This window comes from Novosphingobium sp. TCA1 (assembly GCF_009811895.1).
GTDB classification, from domain to species: domain Bacteria; phylum Pseudomonadota; class Alphaproteobacteria; order Sphingomonadales; family Sphingomonadaceae; genus Novosphingobium; species Novosphingobium panipatense_A.
Genome location: NZ_BLJH01000001.1, coordinates 269,873 through 286,988, shown reverse-complemented (window position 1 = coordinate 286,988; position 17,116 = coordinate 269,873). Strand labels below are relative to the sequence as shown.

The following is a 17,116-nucleotide window of genomic DNA, read 5'->3' as shown; positions in this document are numbered from 1 at the left end:
AATGGCCCTCACGCAAGACCACACCTATCGCGCCGAGCGGATCTGGACGCCGCGCACACCGCTCGATCCCGGCCTGCGCCGCCGTTTTCACGGCCCGATCCAGCCGATGGACCAGCCAACCCTGCTGGAACGGATCTTCGGACACCGCTGATCTTGAGATCGGGTCTGCCCGGCATTAGGCAGGCGACATGTCCGATCCTGCACATATCCCCTCCGTTCTGTTCGTCTGCCTTGGCAACATCTGCCGCTCGCCGCTTGCCGAAGCGGCCTTGCGCCGGGCGGCGCAGGATGCCGGGCTGGATATGGAGATCGACTCGGCGGGAACCGGATCGTGGCATGTCGGCAAGGGACCCGATCCCCGGTCGATTGCCGAAGCGCTCCGGCACGGCATCGACATTTCCGGCTACCGCGCCCGTCAGGTCGGCAAAGCGGATTTCGATCGATTCGACCACATCATCGCGCTCGACGCCGGCAATCTCGCCAATCTGGAACGCCTTGCGCCTGCCCGCTCCCCAGCCCGCCTGTCCATGCTGCTCGACCATGTCGCCGGGCTGGAAGGGCATGACGTGGACGATCCCTATTACGGCGGTCCCGAAGGTTTCGAGACCACCTGGGAGCAAGTCAGCGCCGCGGCCCGCAATCTGGTGACGGAACTGGCGGGGCGCCGTCCTTAGGGTTTGCGCCCTTTCGGCGGCTCGCCTCCAAGCGCCGTTTGCTTTTGCCCCTGCTTCCATTATATGCCCGCTCGAACGCCCCGGCCCGCTGTCGCCCAGCGACTTTCCACGAGCCGGGGCCTGCTCTTTTACAGTTTCAAGGACGAACACGCATGTCCCGTCGCCGCCAGATCTACGAGGGCAAGGCCAAGATCCTCTACGAAGGCCCTGAACCCGGCACCCTGATCCAGTACTTCAAGGACGATGCCACTGCGTTCAATGCGCAGAAGAAGGGCACGATCCAGGGCAAGGGCGTGATCAACAACCGCATCAGCGAGTACGTGTTCACGCGCCTCAACCACATCGGCGTGCCCAACCACTTCATCCGCCGCCTCAACATGCGCGAGCAGCTCGTCCGCCAGGTCGAGATCATCCCGATCGAGGTCGTGGTGCGCAACGTGGCCGCCGGTTCGATCTCCAAGCGCCTCGGCATTCCCGAGGGCGAGCCGCTGCCGCACACGCTGATCGAATACTACTACAAGGACGATGCGCTGGGTGATCCGATGATCGCCGAAGAGCACATCGCCTGCTTCGGCTGGGCCACTAACGAGGAGATGCAGGACATCGCCGCGATGGCCATCCGCGTGAACGACTTCATGTGCGGCATGTTCGCGGCGATCAACATCCGCCTCGTCGACTTCAAGCTCGAATTCGGCCGCATCTGGGACGGCGACTACAGCCGCGTGATCCTGGCAGACGAGATCAGCCCCGACGGCTGCCGTCTCTGGGACATGTTCACCGGCGAAAAGCTGGACAAGGACCGCTTCCGCCGCGACCTCGGCGGTGAGGAAGAGGCCTATCAGGAAGTCGCCCGTCGCCTCGGCCTGCTTCAGGACGACAACGGCCCGAGCGAAGTCCTCGACCTGTCGAAGCACCGCAAGCTGCGCGGCAAGTAAGACGCAAGCCAGGTTAGGCTCAAGCGATGCAAGGAAAAGCCCGGCCACCGCAAGGTGCGCCGGGCTTTTCCGCGTCTGGCGCCGACTGTCGGGGCAGGACCGGGAAAGCCGCGAAAGCGCAAGCGAAATCCCAGCGCCCCCTTGTTATCGGGTTCCTACTGGGGCACGGGCACCACATGCGAACTGTTCTCATTACCGCGCTGCTGCTTACCGCCCCGATCCCCGCTCCCGCCCTTGCCCGCGAAAAAGCCCCGCCCTCCGCCAGTACCCATGCCAGCGACACCAGCTGGGCCTTCGAACAGAGCGACGTTCCCGTCGATCCCGATTTCCGTTTCGGCCGCCTGCCCAGCGGCATGCGCTATGTGATCCGCCACAATGCCACCCCTGCCGGAACCGGCGTGGTGCGCATGGAAGTGGCGGCGGGCTCACTGGACGAGAACGACAGCGAACAGGGTTTCGCGCACTTCGTCGAACACATGGCCTTCAACGGCAGCAAGCGGGTGCCGGAAGGCCAGATGATCCCGCTGCTGGAGCGCGACGGGCTGGCCTTCGGCGCCGATACCAACGCCTCCACCAATTTCGAGCGCACCGTCTACAAGCTCGACCTGCCACGCAGCGACGCCAAGCTGCTCGACACCGCGCTCATGCTCATGCGCGAGACGGCCAGCGAACTGACCATCTCGCAAGGCGCGATCGACCGGGAACGCGGCGTGATCCTGTCGGAAATGCGCGACCGCAATACCTTTGCCTTGCGCAACACCATCGATTCCACCCACTTCTTCTACCCGGAGGCCCGCTACGGCCAGCGCTTCCCGATCGGCACCGTGGCTACCCTCAACGCTGCCGACGCCGCCAGCCTGCGCGCCTTCTACGAACGCGAATATGTTCCCGCCCATGTCACCTTGGTGATCGTGGGAGACTTCGATCCCGCCGCGGTGGAAGCGGGCATTCTTCGCCACTTCGCGGACTGGAAGGGTAACGCGGCGGAAGCCCAGCCCGACGCCGGACCGGTCGATGTCAAGGATCGCGGCCGCACCGGCGTCTGGATCGATTCCGCGCTTTCCGAAAGGACCGTGATCCAGCGCAGCGGCGCCTGGCTGGACGAGCCGGACACCCTGGCCCAGCGGCAGGAGAACCTGCTGCGCGCGATCGGCTATGCCGTGGTCAACCGCCGCCTCCAGCGCCTTTCGCGCAGCGCCCAGCCGCCTTTCCGGGGCGCGGGCTTCGGCACCGGAGACGTCTTCGAGACCGCCCGCTCCACCCGCCTCATCATCGACAGCGTCGACGGCAAGTGGGCAGACGGGATTGCCGCCACCGCGCGCGAATATCGCCGCGCCCTGGCCCATGGTTTCAGCGCTGCGGAAATCTCCGAGCAGGTAGCGCAGCTGCGCACGTCGCTCGTCAACGCCGCCGGTTCCGCCAATACCCGCAGCAATGCCTCTCTCGCCGCCATCGCCCTGGCCCTGGTGGACGACCGCGTCGTCCCCTCCACCCCCGCATCGGCGCTCGAACGGTTCGAGGGTTTCGCGCCCACCATCACCCCCAAGGCCGTCCTGCGCGCCCTCAAGCGCGAGGCGCTGGCGCTCGACAAACCGCTGATCCGCTTCGAAGGGCGCAAGGCGCCCGAAGGCGGCGATGCGGCCATCCGCACGGCCTGGCAGCGCGCCATGCGCGGCCCGGTCCCCCGCGAAAGCGCGCAGGCGCTGACCGCCTTCGCCTATACCGATTTCGGCACGCCCGGCACGATCGTCAGCGACAGCCGGGATCCCGTGCTCGGCATCCGCGAGATCCGCTTCGCCAACGGTGTCATGCTCAACCTCAAGCAGACGGAGCTGGAGAAGGACCGCGTGCGGGTCAGCTTCGCCATCGACGGCGGCTCCATGCTCGACACGCGCGAGAACCCGCTCGCCACCGACATGGTCAGCTGGATGGACAAGGGCGGCCTCGGCAAGCACAGCCGCGACGATCTGGACACCATCATGTCCGGCCACACCCTGGGCTTCGGCCTCTCCAACGGCGCCGCCAGCTTCGACGCCCAGACCGCCACGACACCGCGCGATCTGGAACTGCAACTCCAGCTGATGACGGCGCTGATCACCGACCCAGGCTATCGCGCCGAGGGCGAAGTGCAGTACCGCCAGCAGGTCAACAACAGCTTCGCCCAGCTTCGCGCGACCCCCTCTTCCTCGCTGGGCGCGGACCTCGGCCGGATCATCTCGGACAACGATCCGCGCTTCAGTCTCCAGCCGGTCGAGGCCTATCGCCACCTGACATACGGCAAGCTGAAGCAAGACATCTCGGACCGTCTCGCCCACGGCGCGATCGAACTGGGCCTCGTAGGCGATTTCGACGAGGACAAGGCGATCGCCTTCGTCGGGCAGACGCTGGGCGCCCTGCCCCCGCGCGAAACCGCCTTCCGCGCCTATGACGGTCAGCCCGCACGCAGTTTTACCGCCGATCGCAGCGCGCGGATTCTGCGCCATAGCGGTGCTGCGGACCAGGCGCTCCTGCGGCTGACCTGGCCGACCCGCGACGATGCCGACCCGCTCGATGCCCTGAAACTGGAAATGCTGGAACGCGTGGTGCGGATCGAACTGACCGACAGTCTGCGCGAGGCCCTCGGCAAGGCCTATTCGCCTTCCGCGGGCAGTTCGCTGTCGCACTACTGGAAAGGCTACGGCACCTTCTCCATCGCCGCCTCGATCGACGTTGCCGACGTTCCCGCCAGCCGCGAGGCGATCGCCAAAGTCCTACGCGAACTGCGGGCCGCGCGGGTCAGCGACGACGTGCTGCAACGCGCCCGCGCGCCCCTGATCGAAGCCTATCAGAACGCCCTCAAGGGCAACGCAGGCTGGCTCTCCCTGGTCGACCGCGCCCAGACCCAGGTCGACCGGATCGAACGCTTCACCAAGGCCCGCGACCGATTGACGACGATCACCGTTGCCGATGTCCAGGCCATGGCACAACGCTACCTCGATCCCGCACAGGGGTTGGAAGTGCTGGTCCTGCCCGAAGGCGTGGAGGTTCCGAAGAAGTAGGAGCGCAGGCGCTACCTGGCGTGGTTGGGTCGCGTGGGCCGTCCGGTCCGCTCCGCCCATTCGACGATCAGATCGTCATAGAGCTTCTGGTCGATCAGATCGTACTTCTCGGGGAAGTTCGTGAAGGCGTTCATCGCGCTTTTCACCGCGCCGGTTTCCATCAGTTCGCGCGCCATGGCGAGGTGCCCTACCGCTGCCGAGACCCAGCCCCAGGCGGTCGAGAGCGTGAAGGCGGTGCCCGGCAAGTCGAAGCCCAGCGTGCAGACCGGAATCGGCATATGCGGGATCACCTCGGCCTGCTGCTCCGGCGGGGCGCTGGCAAAGACGATCGCATCGGCCCCCGCTTCCGCATAGGCCCTGCCCCGCCGGATCGCTTCCTCGACGGAGCCGGAACCGCCGCCGCCGTTGGCACTGGTGTAGAGTTCGTCGCAGCGGGCAATGATCACCAGGCCGGAATCGCCACGTCCCTTTACCCCGGCTTCGATGCGCAGTTGCATGTCCGCGATCGAACAGAGGCCGCCCGCATGCTTAGAATGCTTGGGGTTCACCTCGTCCTCGACGTGGTATCCGGCGATACCGGCCGCGGCGTAGCGGCGCGTGAAGTGATAGGCGTCGGCTACCGTCTCGCCCAGGGTGTCGGCATCGACGATGAGCGGAATGTCGATGGCCTGGGCGATCCGCGCCGACTGCTCGATCATCTCGACCTGGCTGAAAATGCCGTTGTCGGGCACGGCATAGTGAAAGGCCGAACAGGCATGGCCGCCAAGATAGGCCGCCTTGAAGCCCACATGCTCGACGATCCTGCCCGTCAGCGCCGAATAGGCCTCTGCCGCGACGAAGTGCTCGCCGTTCTCGATCAGCCCGCGCAGTTTCTCACCCGGCGTCGGCATCGCGTTCTCTCCCGCTCCTGAGAAGCAGGGGCTCGCACGATTGCCGGGCATGGACAAGCTGGGCGAGCGCTTTGTCCCGCCCGGCTCCCCGCTTATCGGCGGGGCGTTGCGCTCAGGCCGTCTCGGCCTCCGCGCCGATGCGTTCGAGAGTGGGGATCAGTGCGTCGAAATGATCGATCACCGCCGTTGCGCCGAGGTCGTTCGGCGGGCGATCGTTGAAGCCGAAGCTCACCGCCACGCAGGGGATTCCCGCCGCCGCCGCCGCGCCGGTATCGTAAGTGGTATCGCCCACGAAGGCGGCCCGGATCGGCGTTTCAGCGCTGCCGGCCCGCTCCAGCATCAGCTCGATGAGGTCCGGCTTGGGCTTGGCCCGGCCGGGGCCAAGCGTATCGCCGCCGATCACCGTGAAGAAGTGGTGCGAAAGCCCCATCTCCGCGAAGATCTTCACTGCAAGCCGTTCCAGCTTGTTGGTCACGACGGCGACCTTCACGCCCCGCGCGGCCAGACCCCGAAGCATGGCCTCGCCGCCCGGATAGAGCCTCGTCTCCACGGCGATATGGTCGCTGTAGAAATCGATCAGCGCGTGGTGCAGCTGGTTAAGCCGCTCGTCCGATACCGGGCCACCGGTCACTTCCAGCCCTTTTGCCAGCATCTTCTTCGCGCCGCCTCCAACAAGATCGCGCACGGCCTCTCTAGGTATCGCCGCGCGCCCTTCCAGCGACAGGGCGTGGTTGAGCGCCACCCCCAGATCGCCGAGCGAATCCAGCAGGGTTCCATCCAGATCGAAGCCGACTACGTCGAAAGGAAAATCCGTCATCCGCATCTCAGTGGCGCGATGCTGTGGAAACCGCAACAATTTGCTGGCAAGTGATGGCCATGCTCGAACATTCCACGCCTCTCGCTATCGTAGTCCTGGCCGCCGGCAAGGGCACCCGCATGAAGAGTGACCTGCACAAGGTTCTCCATCCCATAGCCGGCCGGCCGATGCTGGAACACCTGCTGGAAAGTGCAGCCGCGCTGGCGCCGCAGCGGCAGGTGGTGGTTGCCGGGCATGGCCGCGAGCAACTTGAAAAGGCCCTCGGCAGCCGCGCGGCGATCGCCGTGCAGGAACCGCAGCTCGGCACCGGCCATGCGGTGCAACAGGCAGAGGCTGCGCTCTCCGGCTTTTCCGGCGATGTGCTGATCCTTTACGGCGACGTGCCCTTCGTCAGCACCGCCACCATGCGCGCCATGATCGAGCGCCTTCATGCGGACGATTCGCCTGCCGTCGTCGTGCTGGGCTTCGAACCGGAAGACCCGCTCCAGTACGGCCGCGTCCTCGCCCATGACGACGGGCGCATCGCCATGATGGTGGAATACAAGGACGCCACCGAAGAACAGCGCGCCTGCCGCTTGTGCAACTCGGGCCTGATGGCGGTGAAGTCGGCCGACCTCTTCGATCTCCTCGCCCGCGTCGGCAACGACAATGCCCAGGGCGAATATTACCTCGTCGACATCGTCAATGTCGCGACGCTGGAAGGACGTGCCTGCGCCGTGATCGTCACGCCCGACCCGGACGAAGTGGGCGGCATCAACAGCCGCGGCGAACTGGCCGAAGCGGAAGGTCGCTGGCAGGCCAAGCGCCGCATCGCCGCCATGGCGGACGGCGTCACCCTGATCGCGCCCGAAACCGTGTTCTTTGCCTGGGACACGCAGCTGGGGCGCGACGTCATCATCGAGCCCAACGTGGTCTTCGCCCCCGGCGTGACCGTGGCCGACAATGTGACGATCCACGCTTTCTCGCATCTGGAAGGGGCGACTCTGGAAAGCGGCGTCGCGATCGGGCCTTACGCGCGCCTGCGCCCCGGCGCCGTGCTGCGCAAGGGCGCGAAAGTCGGCAACTTCGTCGAAGTGAAGAACGCCGAACTGGGCGAAGGCGCCAAGGCCAATCACCTTACTTACGTGGGTGACGCCAGCGTCGGCGCGAAGGCCAATCTCGGTGCGGGCACGATCACCTGCAATTACGACGGCTATTTCAAGCACCGCACCGTGATCGGCGAACGCGCCTTCATCGGCTCGAACAGCGCCCTTGTCGCGCCGGTGAAGATCGGCGCCGATGCCATCGTGGCGGCAGGCAGCACGGTAACCCGCGACGTGGCCGACGGCGAACTTCGCCTCGTGCGCGGAGAGCAACTGGTCAAGCCCGGCTGGGCCGACCGCTTCCATGACGCGATGAAGAAGAAAAAGGCCGAGAAATCGGGCGTTTGAAGCCTCTCCCGCTCAGGCTGAGCTTGTCGAAGCCCGAACGCAACGGCAGGCTATCGGGCCGATGGCAGGTACTTCCTCGGGCAAGCTCGAGATCTCGAACGCCGTATCGCCTTGCCGCAGGGGGCTTCGACAAGCTCAGCCTGAGCGGGTAGAAGAGGGCTGACTGGATCGCCGCTGTCTGGGAAAAAGCAATCGTCAGCCAAGCGGCCTAACAGAAAAACGGGCGGTCCACCCGGACCGCCCGCCTGCTGAACAGATCTGGGCCGAACCGATCAGATCAGGCTTTTCCGATCAAGCGCCGATCGCCTTTTTCTGGGCGATGAAGTCCAGTTCAGACTTCGCACCGGCGTTTTTCGGATCGTATTCCAGCGACTGGCGAAACAGCTTCTCCGCCTCGTCCAACCGGCCCATCTCGATCTTGGTATAGCCCATGCCGCGAAGCGCGCGGGCCGCTACCGAGGCGTCATCGCCCTTTGTATCCTTGTCCACGATCGCCCAGGCGTGGGAGAACAGATCGTAGGAACGCTGCCATTCCCGGCGCGATTTGAACAGTTCGGCATATTCGTTGGCGAAATGCGCGTTGTCCGGCGCCAGTTCGGTGGCGCGGCGCAGCTCCGCCTCGGCCAGATCGCCCCGGCCGAGATCGACAAGCGCATAACCCTTGCCGAAATGCGCATCGCAGACCGCGCTGCTGACCGCCACGGCCTTTCCTGATTCTATCGACCCCGCCGCGACCGGCCCGGCGGCACTATCGGACTGGCAAAGCCGCGGCCGCGCATCGCCGCCCAGGGCCTGTTCGCTGGCGAGAATCACCGAATCGAACATTTTCACGGCCTGCGCTGGCTTTCCGGCGCGGATCAGGGCGAAACCCTTGCTGACATCGCTGCGGCTCTCGACGTGAAGCGCGGTGTTCACGACCGCGCCGCCGCCGATATCGCGAGCGAAAACAGTGCCTGGCGAAGCAATCGTGCCCAAAGCAACAAGTGAAAATGAAACCGACTTCATGGCGAAGTTCATCGGCGTTATCCTCTCCAGGAACACCGATCGCGCCCCGGTCTCGGACCAAAGGTCCACGCCGGACGATTCTTCGTCGGAACAGTGTTCGTCGAAGCTGATAGACTATCCGACAGGCGCCGTTTGACAAGAACTTTCACGAATCCCAGATATCGAGAAGCGAATCTTTCCCGCTTACGTGCTTTTCATCTGCCGGAGTTTCCATGTCGAACAACCCCTGGAGCCACAGCCGCAATGCCGCGATCGCGGACGATGTCGATTTCGAGATCAAGGGGCACGAGCTCCAGTTCGTCGAGATCGAACTCGATCCCGGCGAAAGTGCCGTTGCCGAAGCCGGCGCCATGGTGTGGAAGGATGCCTCCATCGGCATGTCCACCGTGTTCGGCGACGGTTCCGGCCAGCAGGGCGGCGGCTTCATGGGCAAGCTGCTGGGCGCAGGCAAGCGCCTCGTCACCGGGGAAAGCCTGTTCACCACTGTCTTCACGCATGAAGGACGCGGCAAGGCCCGTGTCGCCTTCGCCGCACCGATTCCCGGCTCTATCCTGCCGATCAAGCTCGATGACGTGGGCGGGCAGCTGATCTGCCAGAAGGACGCCTTCCTCTGCGCGGCGCGGGGCGTATCCATCGGCGTCCACTTCCAGCAGAAGATCATGACCGGCCTGTTCGGCGGCGAAGGCTTCATCATGCAGCGCCTCGAAGGCGATGGCTGGGTCTTCGTGCAGATGGGCGGCACCGTGATCGAAAAGACGCTGGAGCCGGGCGAGGAACTCCATATCGATACCGGCTGCGTGGCCGCCTTCACCTCGGGCATCGATTTCGACGTCACCCGCGCGGGCTCGGTCAAGTCGATGATCTTCGGCGGCGAAGGCGTGTTCTTCGCAAGGCTGCGCGGCCCGGGCAAAGTCTGGATCCAGTCGCTGCCGTTCTCCCGCCTCGCCGGTCGGATGATGGCAGCCGCAATGCCCTATGGCGGGCAGAACCGGGGCGAGAGCACCCTGCTCGGCCTCGGCGCCGTCGGCGGGCTGGCTGCCATGATCGGTGGAGACGATTGAGCCTGCCGGATTACAACCGATAACCCATCCGATTTGCACACATTACCAAGCCTTCATGGTGGCGCCACCAAACGCCAGGCATTATCGGTATAGGGGCAAGACAGTTTCGGCTCGAACCTAAGGTAAACCCAGCGTAATGTGTGGAATCATCGGCATCGTCGGCAAGGAAGCTGTGGCGGATCGGCTCGTCGACGGCCTTCGTCGCATGGAGTATCGCGGCTATGACAGCGCGGGCGTCTGCACGGTAGAGAACGGCCAGCTCATCCGCCGCCGCGCGCAAGGCAAGCTGATCAACCTGGTGAACGAACTGGCCCGCGATCCCGCGCCTGGCCTGATCGGCATTGCCCACACCCGCTGGGCCACCCACGGCGCCCCCACCGCCGCCAACGCCCACCCCCATGCGACCGAGCACCTCGCCCTCGTTCACAACGGCATTATCGAGAACTTCAAGCCGCTGCGCGAAGCCCTCGAATCGCGCGGTCGCACCTTCGAGAGTCAGACCGACACCGAAGTGGTCGCCCACCTCGTTTCCGAACAGGTCGAGGCCGGACTTTCGCCTGAAGAAGCGGTGAAGGTCGTCCTTCCGCAGCTGCGCGGCGCCTTTGCCCTCGCCATCGCCTTCCGCCAGCACCCGGACCTCTTGATCGGCGCCCGCCTCGGCTCGCCGCTGGTCGTCGGCTATGGCGAGGGCGAGACCTACCTCGGCTCGGACGCGCTCGCCCTCGCCCCGCTGACGCAGCGCATTTCCTACCTCGACGAAGGCGACTGGGTAGTCGTGACCCGCGACGGCGCACGGATCTTCGATGCGGACAACAACCCGGTGGAACGCGAGATCGTCTCCTCCGGCGCCTCTGCCGTCGCCATCGAGAAGGGCAATTACCGCCACTTCATGCAGAAGGAGATCTTCGAGCAGCCGACCGTGGTGGCGCAAACCCTGCGCAGCTACATCCACCAGGTGGATCAGTCGGTCGCCCTGCCGCAGATCGATTTCGACCTTTCGGCGATCAAGCGTATCACCATCGTCGCCTGCGGCACCAGCTTCTACGCGGGCATGGTGGCAAAGTACTGGATCGAGACTTTCGCGCGCCTGCCGGTCGACATCGATGTGGCATCCGAATTCCGTTATCGCGATCCCGTTCTGGAGCCGGGCGGCCTTGCCCTGTTCATCTCGCAGTCGGGCGAGACGGCGGACACGCTCGCCGCGCTGAAGCACTGCAAGGCGGCCGGGCAGACCATCGCGGTCGTCGTCAACGTGCCCACCAGCACCATGGCGCGTGAGGCGGACCTGCTGCTGCCGACCCACGCCGGGCCGGAAATCGGCGTTGCCTCCACCAAGGCCTTCACCTGCCAGCTCGCCGTGCTCGCCGCGCTGGCCGCGCACCTCGCGGTCAAGCGCGGGCGCATGGACCGCACGGAAGAGAGCGAAGTCGTCGAGCACCTGCTCCAGACGCCCGCCAGCCTCAACGCCGCGCTCGCCTTCGACGAAGAGATCGCCGCGATGGCGCACCTGATCGCGCCTGCCCGCGACGTGCTCTATCTCGGGCGCGGTCCCGACTATCCGCTGGCCCTTGAAGGCGCACTAAAACTGAAGGAAATCAGCTATATCCACGCCGAAGGCTATGCCTCGGGCGAGATGAAGCACGGCCCCATCGCCCTCATCGACGAGGCGGTGCCGGTAATAGTGCTCGCCCCATCCGGCCCGCTGTTCGAAAAGACCGTCAGCAACATGCAGGAAGTGCGTGCGCGTGGCGGCAAGGTGGTGCTGATCTCCGACGCCGAAGGCATTGCCGAGGCAGGCGAAGGCTGTATCGCCACGATCGAGATGCCGCGCGTCCACCCGCTGATCGCGCCGCTGGTCTATGCCGTGCCGGTGCAGCTGCTGGCCTATCACGTCGCCTGCGTGAAGGGCACCGACGTGGACCAGCCGCGCAACCTCGCCAAGAGCGTGACGGTAGAATAGCACCAGCCAATAGCACCGGATCGGTGGCATCCCCGTCGCAGCGGAGTTTCCTCCCGTCCCGGAAATGCCCTATGCTTTACCGGGCGATAACCCTTCGCCCGGTAAGGCCCGAGGTGTGAGAAAGCGGTCGCACGCCATCCAACCGCTCCCGAAGGAGCTGCCCGTCTCCGCCATACTGGGGCTGAACCAGCCCGCGGAGGGAGACTGGGCGCGCCTGCGCGCTATCCAATATTCCTGCCTGGGCCGTGCCCCGCTGGCCCGCGCCGCCACCCAGTTCGCGGCAATGCTGGCCGCCGCCGCCCTGCTCGCGCCGCGTCTGGATCCGATCCCGATCCTGGCCTGGGCAGTGCTGGTCTGTGCCGCCGCCTGGCATGGCGCCCGTGTGGACCGCGCCGTTTCGGACGGCGGAGAGCATCTGCTCCATCGCGGACATAAGCGTGCGCACTTGCTGGCCACGATCGCCACCGGGCTGATCTGGTCGATCCCGGTCTGCGGCTTCGGCCCGTTTCTGGACCCGCAAGTCACCGTAAAGCTCTGGACCGTGCTGGCCATGCTGATGACGGCTTTCGCGGTTCTGATCCCCGGCGTTCCACTCGGCAGCCTGATCTTCACCGGACTTGTGGGCGGATCGGCCATCGCCTGCTTCCTGGTGCTGGGCCTCTATGACGTCGCGCTGGTCGCCTCGGCCTTCATGGCCGTCGTCATCGCCGGTGCCATCCAGTCCTCACGGCAATTCCTGATCGGAAAGCTGGCCGAAGCGGGCGTGTTGGAGCGGGACGAGGTGGTATCCCTGCTCCTGCGCGAATTCGAGGAAGGCGAGGCCGACTGGCTCTGGCAGATCGACGCCGCGCGCCGCATCCGCGCCGTATCGCCGCGCTTCGCTTTCGCGCTCGGCAGGCAACCGCGCGAGATGGAGGGCATGCCCTTCCTCCAGCTCGTGGCCGGGGCGGACTGGGAAACCGGCGATTTCCCCGCCAGCCTGCACGACCTGGCCGAACGGCTCAAACGCCGGGAGAGTTTCGCCAATCTGCTGATCCGCGTGACCATCGGCGGGAAGGTGCGCTGGTGGGAGATTTCCGGCACGCCGCAAGTCGATGAGAACGGCCAGTTCGACGGATTTCGCGGCGTCGGCTCCGACGTCACCGAAGCGCGGGAAAATTCCGACAAGATCGCATGGCTCGCCCGCTATGATCCGCTGACGGGAATGCCCAATCGCCTCATGCTGAACGAGGCGCTGGGCGAAGCGCTCGCCCATGCCTCGCAGTGGCGCATGCGCTGTGCGCTGCTGATGATCGACCTCGATCGCTTCAAGGCCATCAACGACACATTGGGCCACCATGTCGGCGACCAGCTTCTGGCGCGCGTGGCCGAGCGGCTCAAGGAGCAGATGACCGAGCGCGAGGTCTGCGGCCGGCTCGGCGGCGACGAATTCGCCATCGTCATCCGCGATGCCTGCGATCCGGGATATGTCGAACGCGTCGCACAGCGCGTCATCCAGAGCCTGTCGCAGCCCTATCAGGTGGACCACCATACCCTGTTCGTCGGCGCCTCGATCGGCTCCGCCCTGGGGCCGCGCGACGGCGACACGGTGGAAACGCTGATGCGCAATGCCGATCTGGCGCTCTATCGTTCCAAGGACGAAGGCGGCAACGCGCACTTCACTTACGAACCCGCGCTCCACGCCCACGCCGAAGAACGACGCAAGCTGGAATTCTCGATGCGTACGGCGCTGGAGCGGAAGGAGTTCACGCTACACTTCCAGCCGGTGGTCGATGCGCAGAACGAAACCGTGGTCAGCTTCGAGGCGCTGCTGCGCTGGAACAGCAGCGAGCACGGCGCCATCAGCCCGGTGAAGTTCATCCCCCTCGCCGAGGATACCCGCCTCATCGTCCCGATCGGCGAATGGGTGCTGCGCCAGGCCTGCCGGGAAGCCATGAACTGGCCGGACCATATCCGCGTGGCCGCCAATGTCTCCGGCGAACAATTGCTGGACCCCAACTTCGTCACCAGCGTCGTATCGGCGCTGACCGAAAGCGGCCTGCCCGCCGCGCGTCTCGAACTGGAAGTGACGGAAAGCATCTTCCTGCGCGACGCCGCCCTCGCCCGCTCCGCGCTGGAACAGGTCATGGCGCTGGGCTGCAAGGTGGCGCTGGACGATTTCGGCACCGGCTATTCCTCGCTCGGCTACCTTCGCAAGCTCCGCTTCTCGACGATCAAGGTCGATCGCTCCTTCGTACAGGGCGCGGCGACCGGCAACGCGGAAAGCCTGGCGATCGTCCGCGCCGTGGTTGCCATGGCCGACAGCCTGGGCATGTCCACCACGGCCGAAGGCGCCGAAACCGAGCGAGAGGTGGAAATGATCCGCAAGCTCGGCTGCCGCAAGATCCAGGGCTATTACTACGGCCGTCCGATGTCCGCGAAAGACGCAGCAGCGCTATTCCGCAACCGGGCCTTTTCGCAGGCGTGACCTGCCGCGCCCCTCTCAATTTCAAGCATAGATCGGCAATATCTGCGGCAGGTCCGCCGTCGTTCGGATACCCGGCGCGGCGGCGCAGACGGCAGCAATGGCATTGACGGGCCGATGCGCCGTCAGCCCCGGCGTATAGGCGGCATAGTCCTCCTCGGCGACCGGAAAGGTCACATCGACTTTGACCGGCGTGTCGCCTTCCGTGACGATCCGCCACCCGGACTCGCGCAAGTCCCAGTCATGCTCGATATCGCGCGTCACGTACCAGTTCGCCCGGAACCGCATGACCGGGCGCCCCTTGCTCTTGCAGGTGATGGTCGTGCGCATCGCGCCGACGGTTCCGGCCGAAACCGTACCTGCCGCAATCGACAGATCCGCGCGGGCGGGCGAGAGTTCGCCCACCGCCTCGATCTCGTCCACCACCAGCCCCACCGCATCGGCGACCTGCGATAGCGAACTGCCGAAATCGCCTTTGAGATGCTCGGCCCGGCGCTGGTCGAAAGGCGCCATCGGTGCGCCGAACCCCATGATCCGAAACAGCATCTCCGGCGAGTTGCGGCTGGAAACATCGGCATATTCGTCGATCGTCAACAAGCCATGCTCGCGCTGAAGCGACATCAGCGGGATGGCCAGGGCCTCGGTCACGAAACCGGGACTGGAACCGGTGCTGTAGATCGACGCATTGCCCGCCAGGCAAGCCGCCTCCACCCTTTCGCGCAGCACCGGGTCCATCCTTGCCGGATTGTGAAAGTCCCCGCGTGTGGTGACGATGTTCTTGCCCGAGGCCAGCAGCGCGCAGATTTCGTCCCAATCCGTGCCCTGGCGCATATAGAGAACGCAATCGGCATCGATCGCCACCATGTCATCGAGCGAGCCGGAAGCCTTCACCCCGGTCGGCGGCAAGCCGCAGAGTTCTCCCGCATCCTTGCCCCGTTTTTCGGGCGAGCTGACCCACAGGCCGACAAGCTCCATGCGCGGATGCTCGATCAGCGTTCGCAGGGCACGACTACCCACGTTTCCCGTTGCCCATTGAATGACCCGCCAATTCCGGTTCTGCGCCATTGCTTCTCTCCCTATTCCTGTCGATCGAGGCAGGATCATGGCGCCATCCAGCTTACCGTGTCATGCCGTGGGTCCGGCGAATCCGCCTGCCATCGCACCGATCCGAACGGTCGCTCCAGCCGGCGCCTGACCCGGCTGCCATGATGCGAACGATTGAAGGCGTCCGCCTGTGACTGGATATCGAAATCGGCCTGGGTAAAGCGGTCGCGCAGTCTCAGGTAATCGCCCCAGGTCGGGCAGTGGTAGCGCTCGGTCCAGAGCGTGGGATCGGCGATGTCACGCGCCAGGGACCATTCGAAGCCGCCGTTGCGCTTTCGCATCGACTGCATTCTCATCATCACTGCGTAGAATTCGCGGGCCCGTTCGGGATCGACGTCATAGTCCACCTCGATCACGATCGGACCGGAGCGCAAGGTCAGCGCCATGCCGACCGCCGGTGCGCTGCCCAATGGGACTTCCTCGGTATCAGCCTCGTCGCTGCCGATCGGCAGTACGAGGCCGAGCAACATCGTGGCCGCAACCGCAACCCCGGAGGCAACCAGCGCAAAGGCCACGCTCCAGCCCGCGGCGACTTCGCCCCAGCCCCAGGCCCCCAGGCCGATTCCCGCGGTGATCGCCGATGAAAACAGCGAAAGCGCCCTTGCCGTGACCCAGCGCGGCGCCGCCAACTGCACGGTCACATTGAGCATCGCGATCGTGAGAATGTTGCAGGCGCCGACGATCAGGAAGCCCACGCAAGTGAGGACGATCTCACGACTCATCCCGATCGTCACCAGCGCCATCCCTGTGCCCAGCGCGAAGAGACGCACCGCTTGCTCGGTGGAAATCGCTGCACGAATGTGGCTGACGAACAAGGCTCCGGCAACCGCGCCCACCCCCTGCGCCCCCAGCAGCACCCCGAAGATCGAGGCGTCGCCGCTCAGCAGGTCGCGCGCGATCAGCGGCGCCAGAGCCGAAGCCGTGGCCGTGCTCAGCCCGAACACGAAGACCCGCACCAGTGCCGTACGGATCGCCGGAGCGTGAAGCGCATAACGGACACCGCCGACGATCGCGCGGTCCATACGTTCCGGCGGCAGGCGCGACGGCACATGGCGGCGCTGCCATACGAAAAAGGAGAACAACAGCGGCAGATAGAGCAGCGAGGTCATGCCGAACACCGCCTTGGCCCCGTAGACCACGACGATCAGGCCGCCCAGTGCAGGCCCGAAACTGCGCGCGACATTGTAGCTGATCGTCCCCAACGCCACCGCTGCGGGCAAGTTCGCGCGCGAGACCTGTTCCGGGATCGAGGCCTGCCAGGCCGGCGAATAGAGCGCCACGCCGCCGCCGATCAGCACGCAGAAGCCCAGCAGCAGCCACGGCGTGACGAGGCCGAGAAAGGCGACAGCGGCAAGCCCTGCTGCGCAGATCGCGCTGAAACCCAATCCGTTCATGGCGATACGGCGACGGTCGAACATGTCGGCGATGGCCCCTGCGGGCAATGTCACCAGCACCAGCGGCAGCATCATGGCCGATTGCACGAGGGCCACCATGCTGGGCGAACTGCTCAGCCGCGTCATTTCCCATGCCGCGCCGACCCCCAGGAACAATTGCCCGAAGTTCGAGAACAGGCTGGCGGTCCAGATCCGCCTGAAGGTTCTTTCCCGCAAGGGTGCGAATGCACCGCCGGTCCCTTCGCTTTGCTCCATGCCCTCCCCTTCATCGGCTTTTCCAGGAAATGATGCCTCTGCTGACGGGATCGTCAAGCGAGCCGGGGCCTGTCTGGATGCAATCGCCA

At 65.4% G+C, this 17,116-nt stretch carries 13 protein-coding genes; 8 read left to right on the top strand and 5 right to left on the bottom strand.

Annotation, left to right across the window (positions count from 1 at the left end):
* Window position 1 precedes the first annotated feature (1 nt).
* The 4 genes from NTCA1_RS01390 (at window position 2) to NTCA1_RS01375 (ending at window position 4,647) form a co-directional block, all read left to right on the top strand.
* On the top strand, window positions 2–151 hold the full coding sequence (locus NTCA1_RS01390) for a hypothetical protein (protein ID WP_159827543.1): 150 nt from the start codon (window positions 2–4) through the stop codon (window positions 149–151).
* 37 nt (window positions 152–188) lie between these two features.
* Window positions 189–674, top strand: coding sequence for a low molecular weight protein-tyrosine-phosphatase (locus NTCA1_RS01385; protein ID WP_159827540.1), 486 nt, complete (start codon window positions 189–191; stop codon window positions 672–674).
* Between the two features lie 152 nt (window positions 675–826).
* The gene (gene purC, locus NTCA1_RS01380; RefSeq protein WP_086492010.1) at window positions 827–1,609 is read left to right on the top strand and encodes a phosphoribosylaminoimidazolesuccinocarboxamide synthase; all 783 of its coding nucleotides are present in this window, start codon (window positions 827–829) and stop codon (window positions 1,607–1,609) included.
* A gap of 176 nt (window positions 1,610–1,785) precedes the next feature.
* Entirely contained in the window at window positions 1,786–4,647 is a 2,862-nt protein-coding gene (locus NTCA1_RS01375; RefSeq protein WP_159827537.1) for a pitrilysin family protein, read from the top strand.
* A gap of 11 nt (window positions 4,648–4,658) precedes the next feature.
* Here NTCA1_RS01375 and NTCA1_RS01370 read toward each other — a convergent pair whose 3' ends face one another.
* The gene (locus NTCA1_RS01370) at window positions 4,659–5,537 is read right to left on the bottom strand and encodes an oxaloacetate decarboxylase (protein WP_159827534.1); all 879 of its coding nucleotides are present in this window, start codon (window positions 5,535–5,537) and stop codon (window positions 4,659–4,661) included.
* Window positions 5,538–5,649: 112 nt separating this feature from the next.
* Entirely contained in the window at window positions 5,650–6,354 is a 705-nt protein-coding gene (locus tag NTCA1_RS01365) for an HAD hydrolase-like protein (protein ID WP_159827531.1), read from the bottom strand.
* A 59-nt stretch (window positions 6,355–6,413) separates the two neighbouring features.
* On the opposite strand from NTCA1_RS01365, the gene glmU reads away from it, so the two are divergent.
* Complete coding sequence (glmU, locus tag NTCA1_RS01360; protein ID WP_159827528.1) at window positions 6,414–7,784, top strand: bifunctional UDP-N-acetylglucosamine diphosphorylase/glucosamine-1-phosphate N-acetyltransferase GlmU; 1,371 nt, start codon at window positions 6,414–6,416, stop codon at window positions 7,782–7,784.
* Between the two features lie 291 nt (window positions 7,785–8,075).
* Here glmU and NTCA1_RS01355 read toward each other — a convergent pair whose 3' ends face one another.
* Window positions 8,076–8,801: a tetratricopeptide repeat protein gene (locus NTCA1_RS01355; RefSeq protein WP_086492013.1), complete on the bottom strand. Its 726-nt coding sequence runs from the start codon at window positions 8,799–8,801 to the stop codon at window positions 8,076–8,078.
* A gap of 200 nt (window positions 8,802–9,001) precedes the next feature.
* Between NTCA1_RS01355 and NTCA1_RS01350 the strand changes: the two genes are divergently transcribed.
* From NTCA1_RS01350 to NTCA1_RS01340, 3 genes are all read left to right on the top strand, one after another.
* The gene (locus NTCA1_RS01350) at window positions 9,002–9,850 is read left to right on the top strand and encodes a TIGR00266 family protein (RefSeq protein ID WP_159827525.1); all 849 of its coding nucleotides are present in this window, start codon (window positions 9,002–9,004) and stop codon (window positions 9,848–9,850) included.
* Window positions 9,851–9,986: 136 nt separating this feature from the next.
* Complete coding sequence (gene glmS, locus NTCA1_RS01345; RefSeq protein ID WP_159827522.1) at window positions 9,987–11,810, top strand: glutamine--fructose-6-phosphate transaminase (isomerizing); 1,824 nt, start codon at window positions 9,987–9,989, stop codon at window positions 11,808–11,810.
* 115 nt (window positions 11,811–11,925) lie between these two features.
* Window positions 11,926–14,277: a bifunctional diguanylate cyclase/phosphodiesterase gene (locus NTCA1_RS01340; protein ID WP_236549035.1), complete on the top strand. Its 2,352-nt coding sequence runs from the start codon at window positions 11,926–11,928 to the stop codon at window positions 14,275–14,277.
* A gap of 21 nt (window positions 14,278–14,298) precedes the next feature.
* Here NTCA1_RS01340 and NTCA1_RS01335 read toward each other — a convergent pair whose 3' ends face one another.
* Entirely contained in the window at window positions 14,299–15,291 is a 993-nt protein-coding gene (locus NTCA1_RS01335; RefSeq protein WP_236549034.1) for a dihydrodipicolinate reductase, read from the bottom strand.
* Window positions 15,292–15,374: 83 nt separating this feature from the next.
* The gene (locus NTCA1_RS01330) at window positions 15,375–17,027 is read right to left on the bottom strand and encodes an MFS transporter (protein WP_159827513.1); all 1,653 of its coding nucleotides are present in this window, start codon (window positions 17,025–17,027) and stop codon (window positions 15,375–15,377) included.
* Window positions 17,028–17,116: the final 89 nt, after the last annotated feature.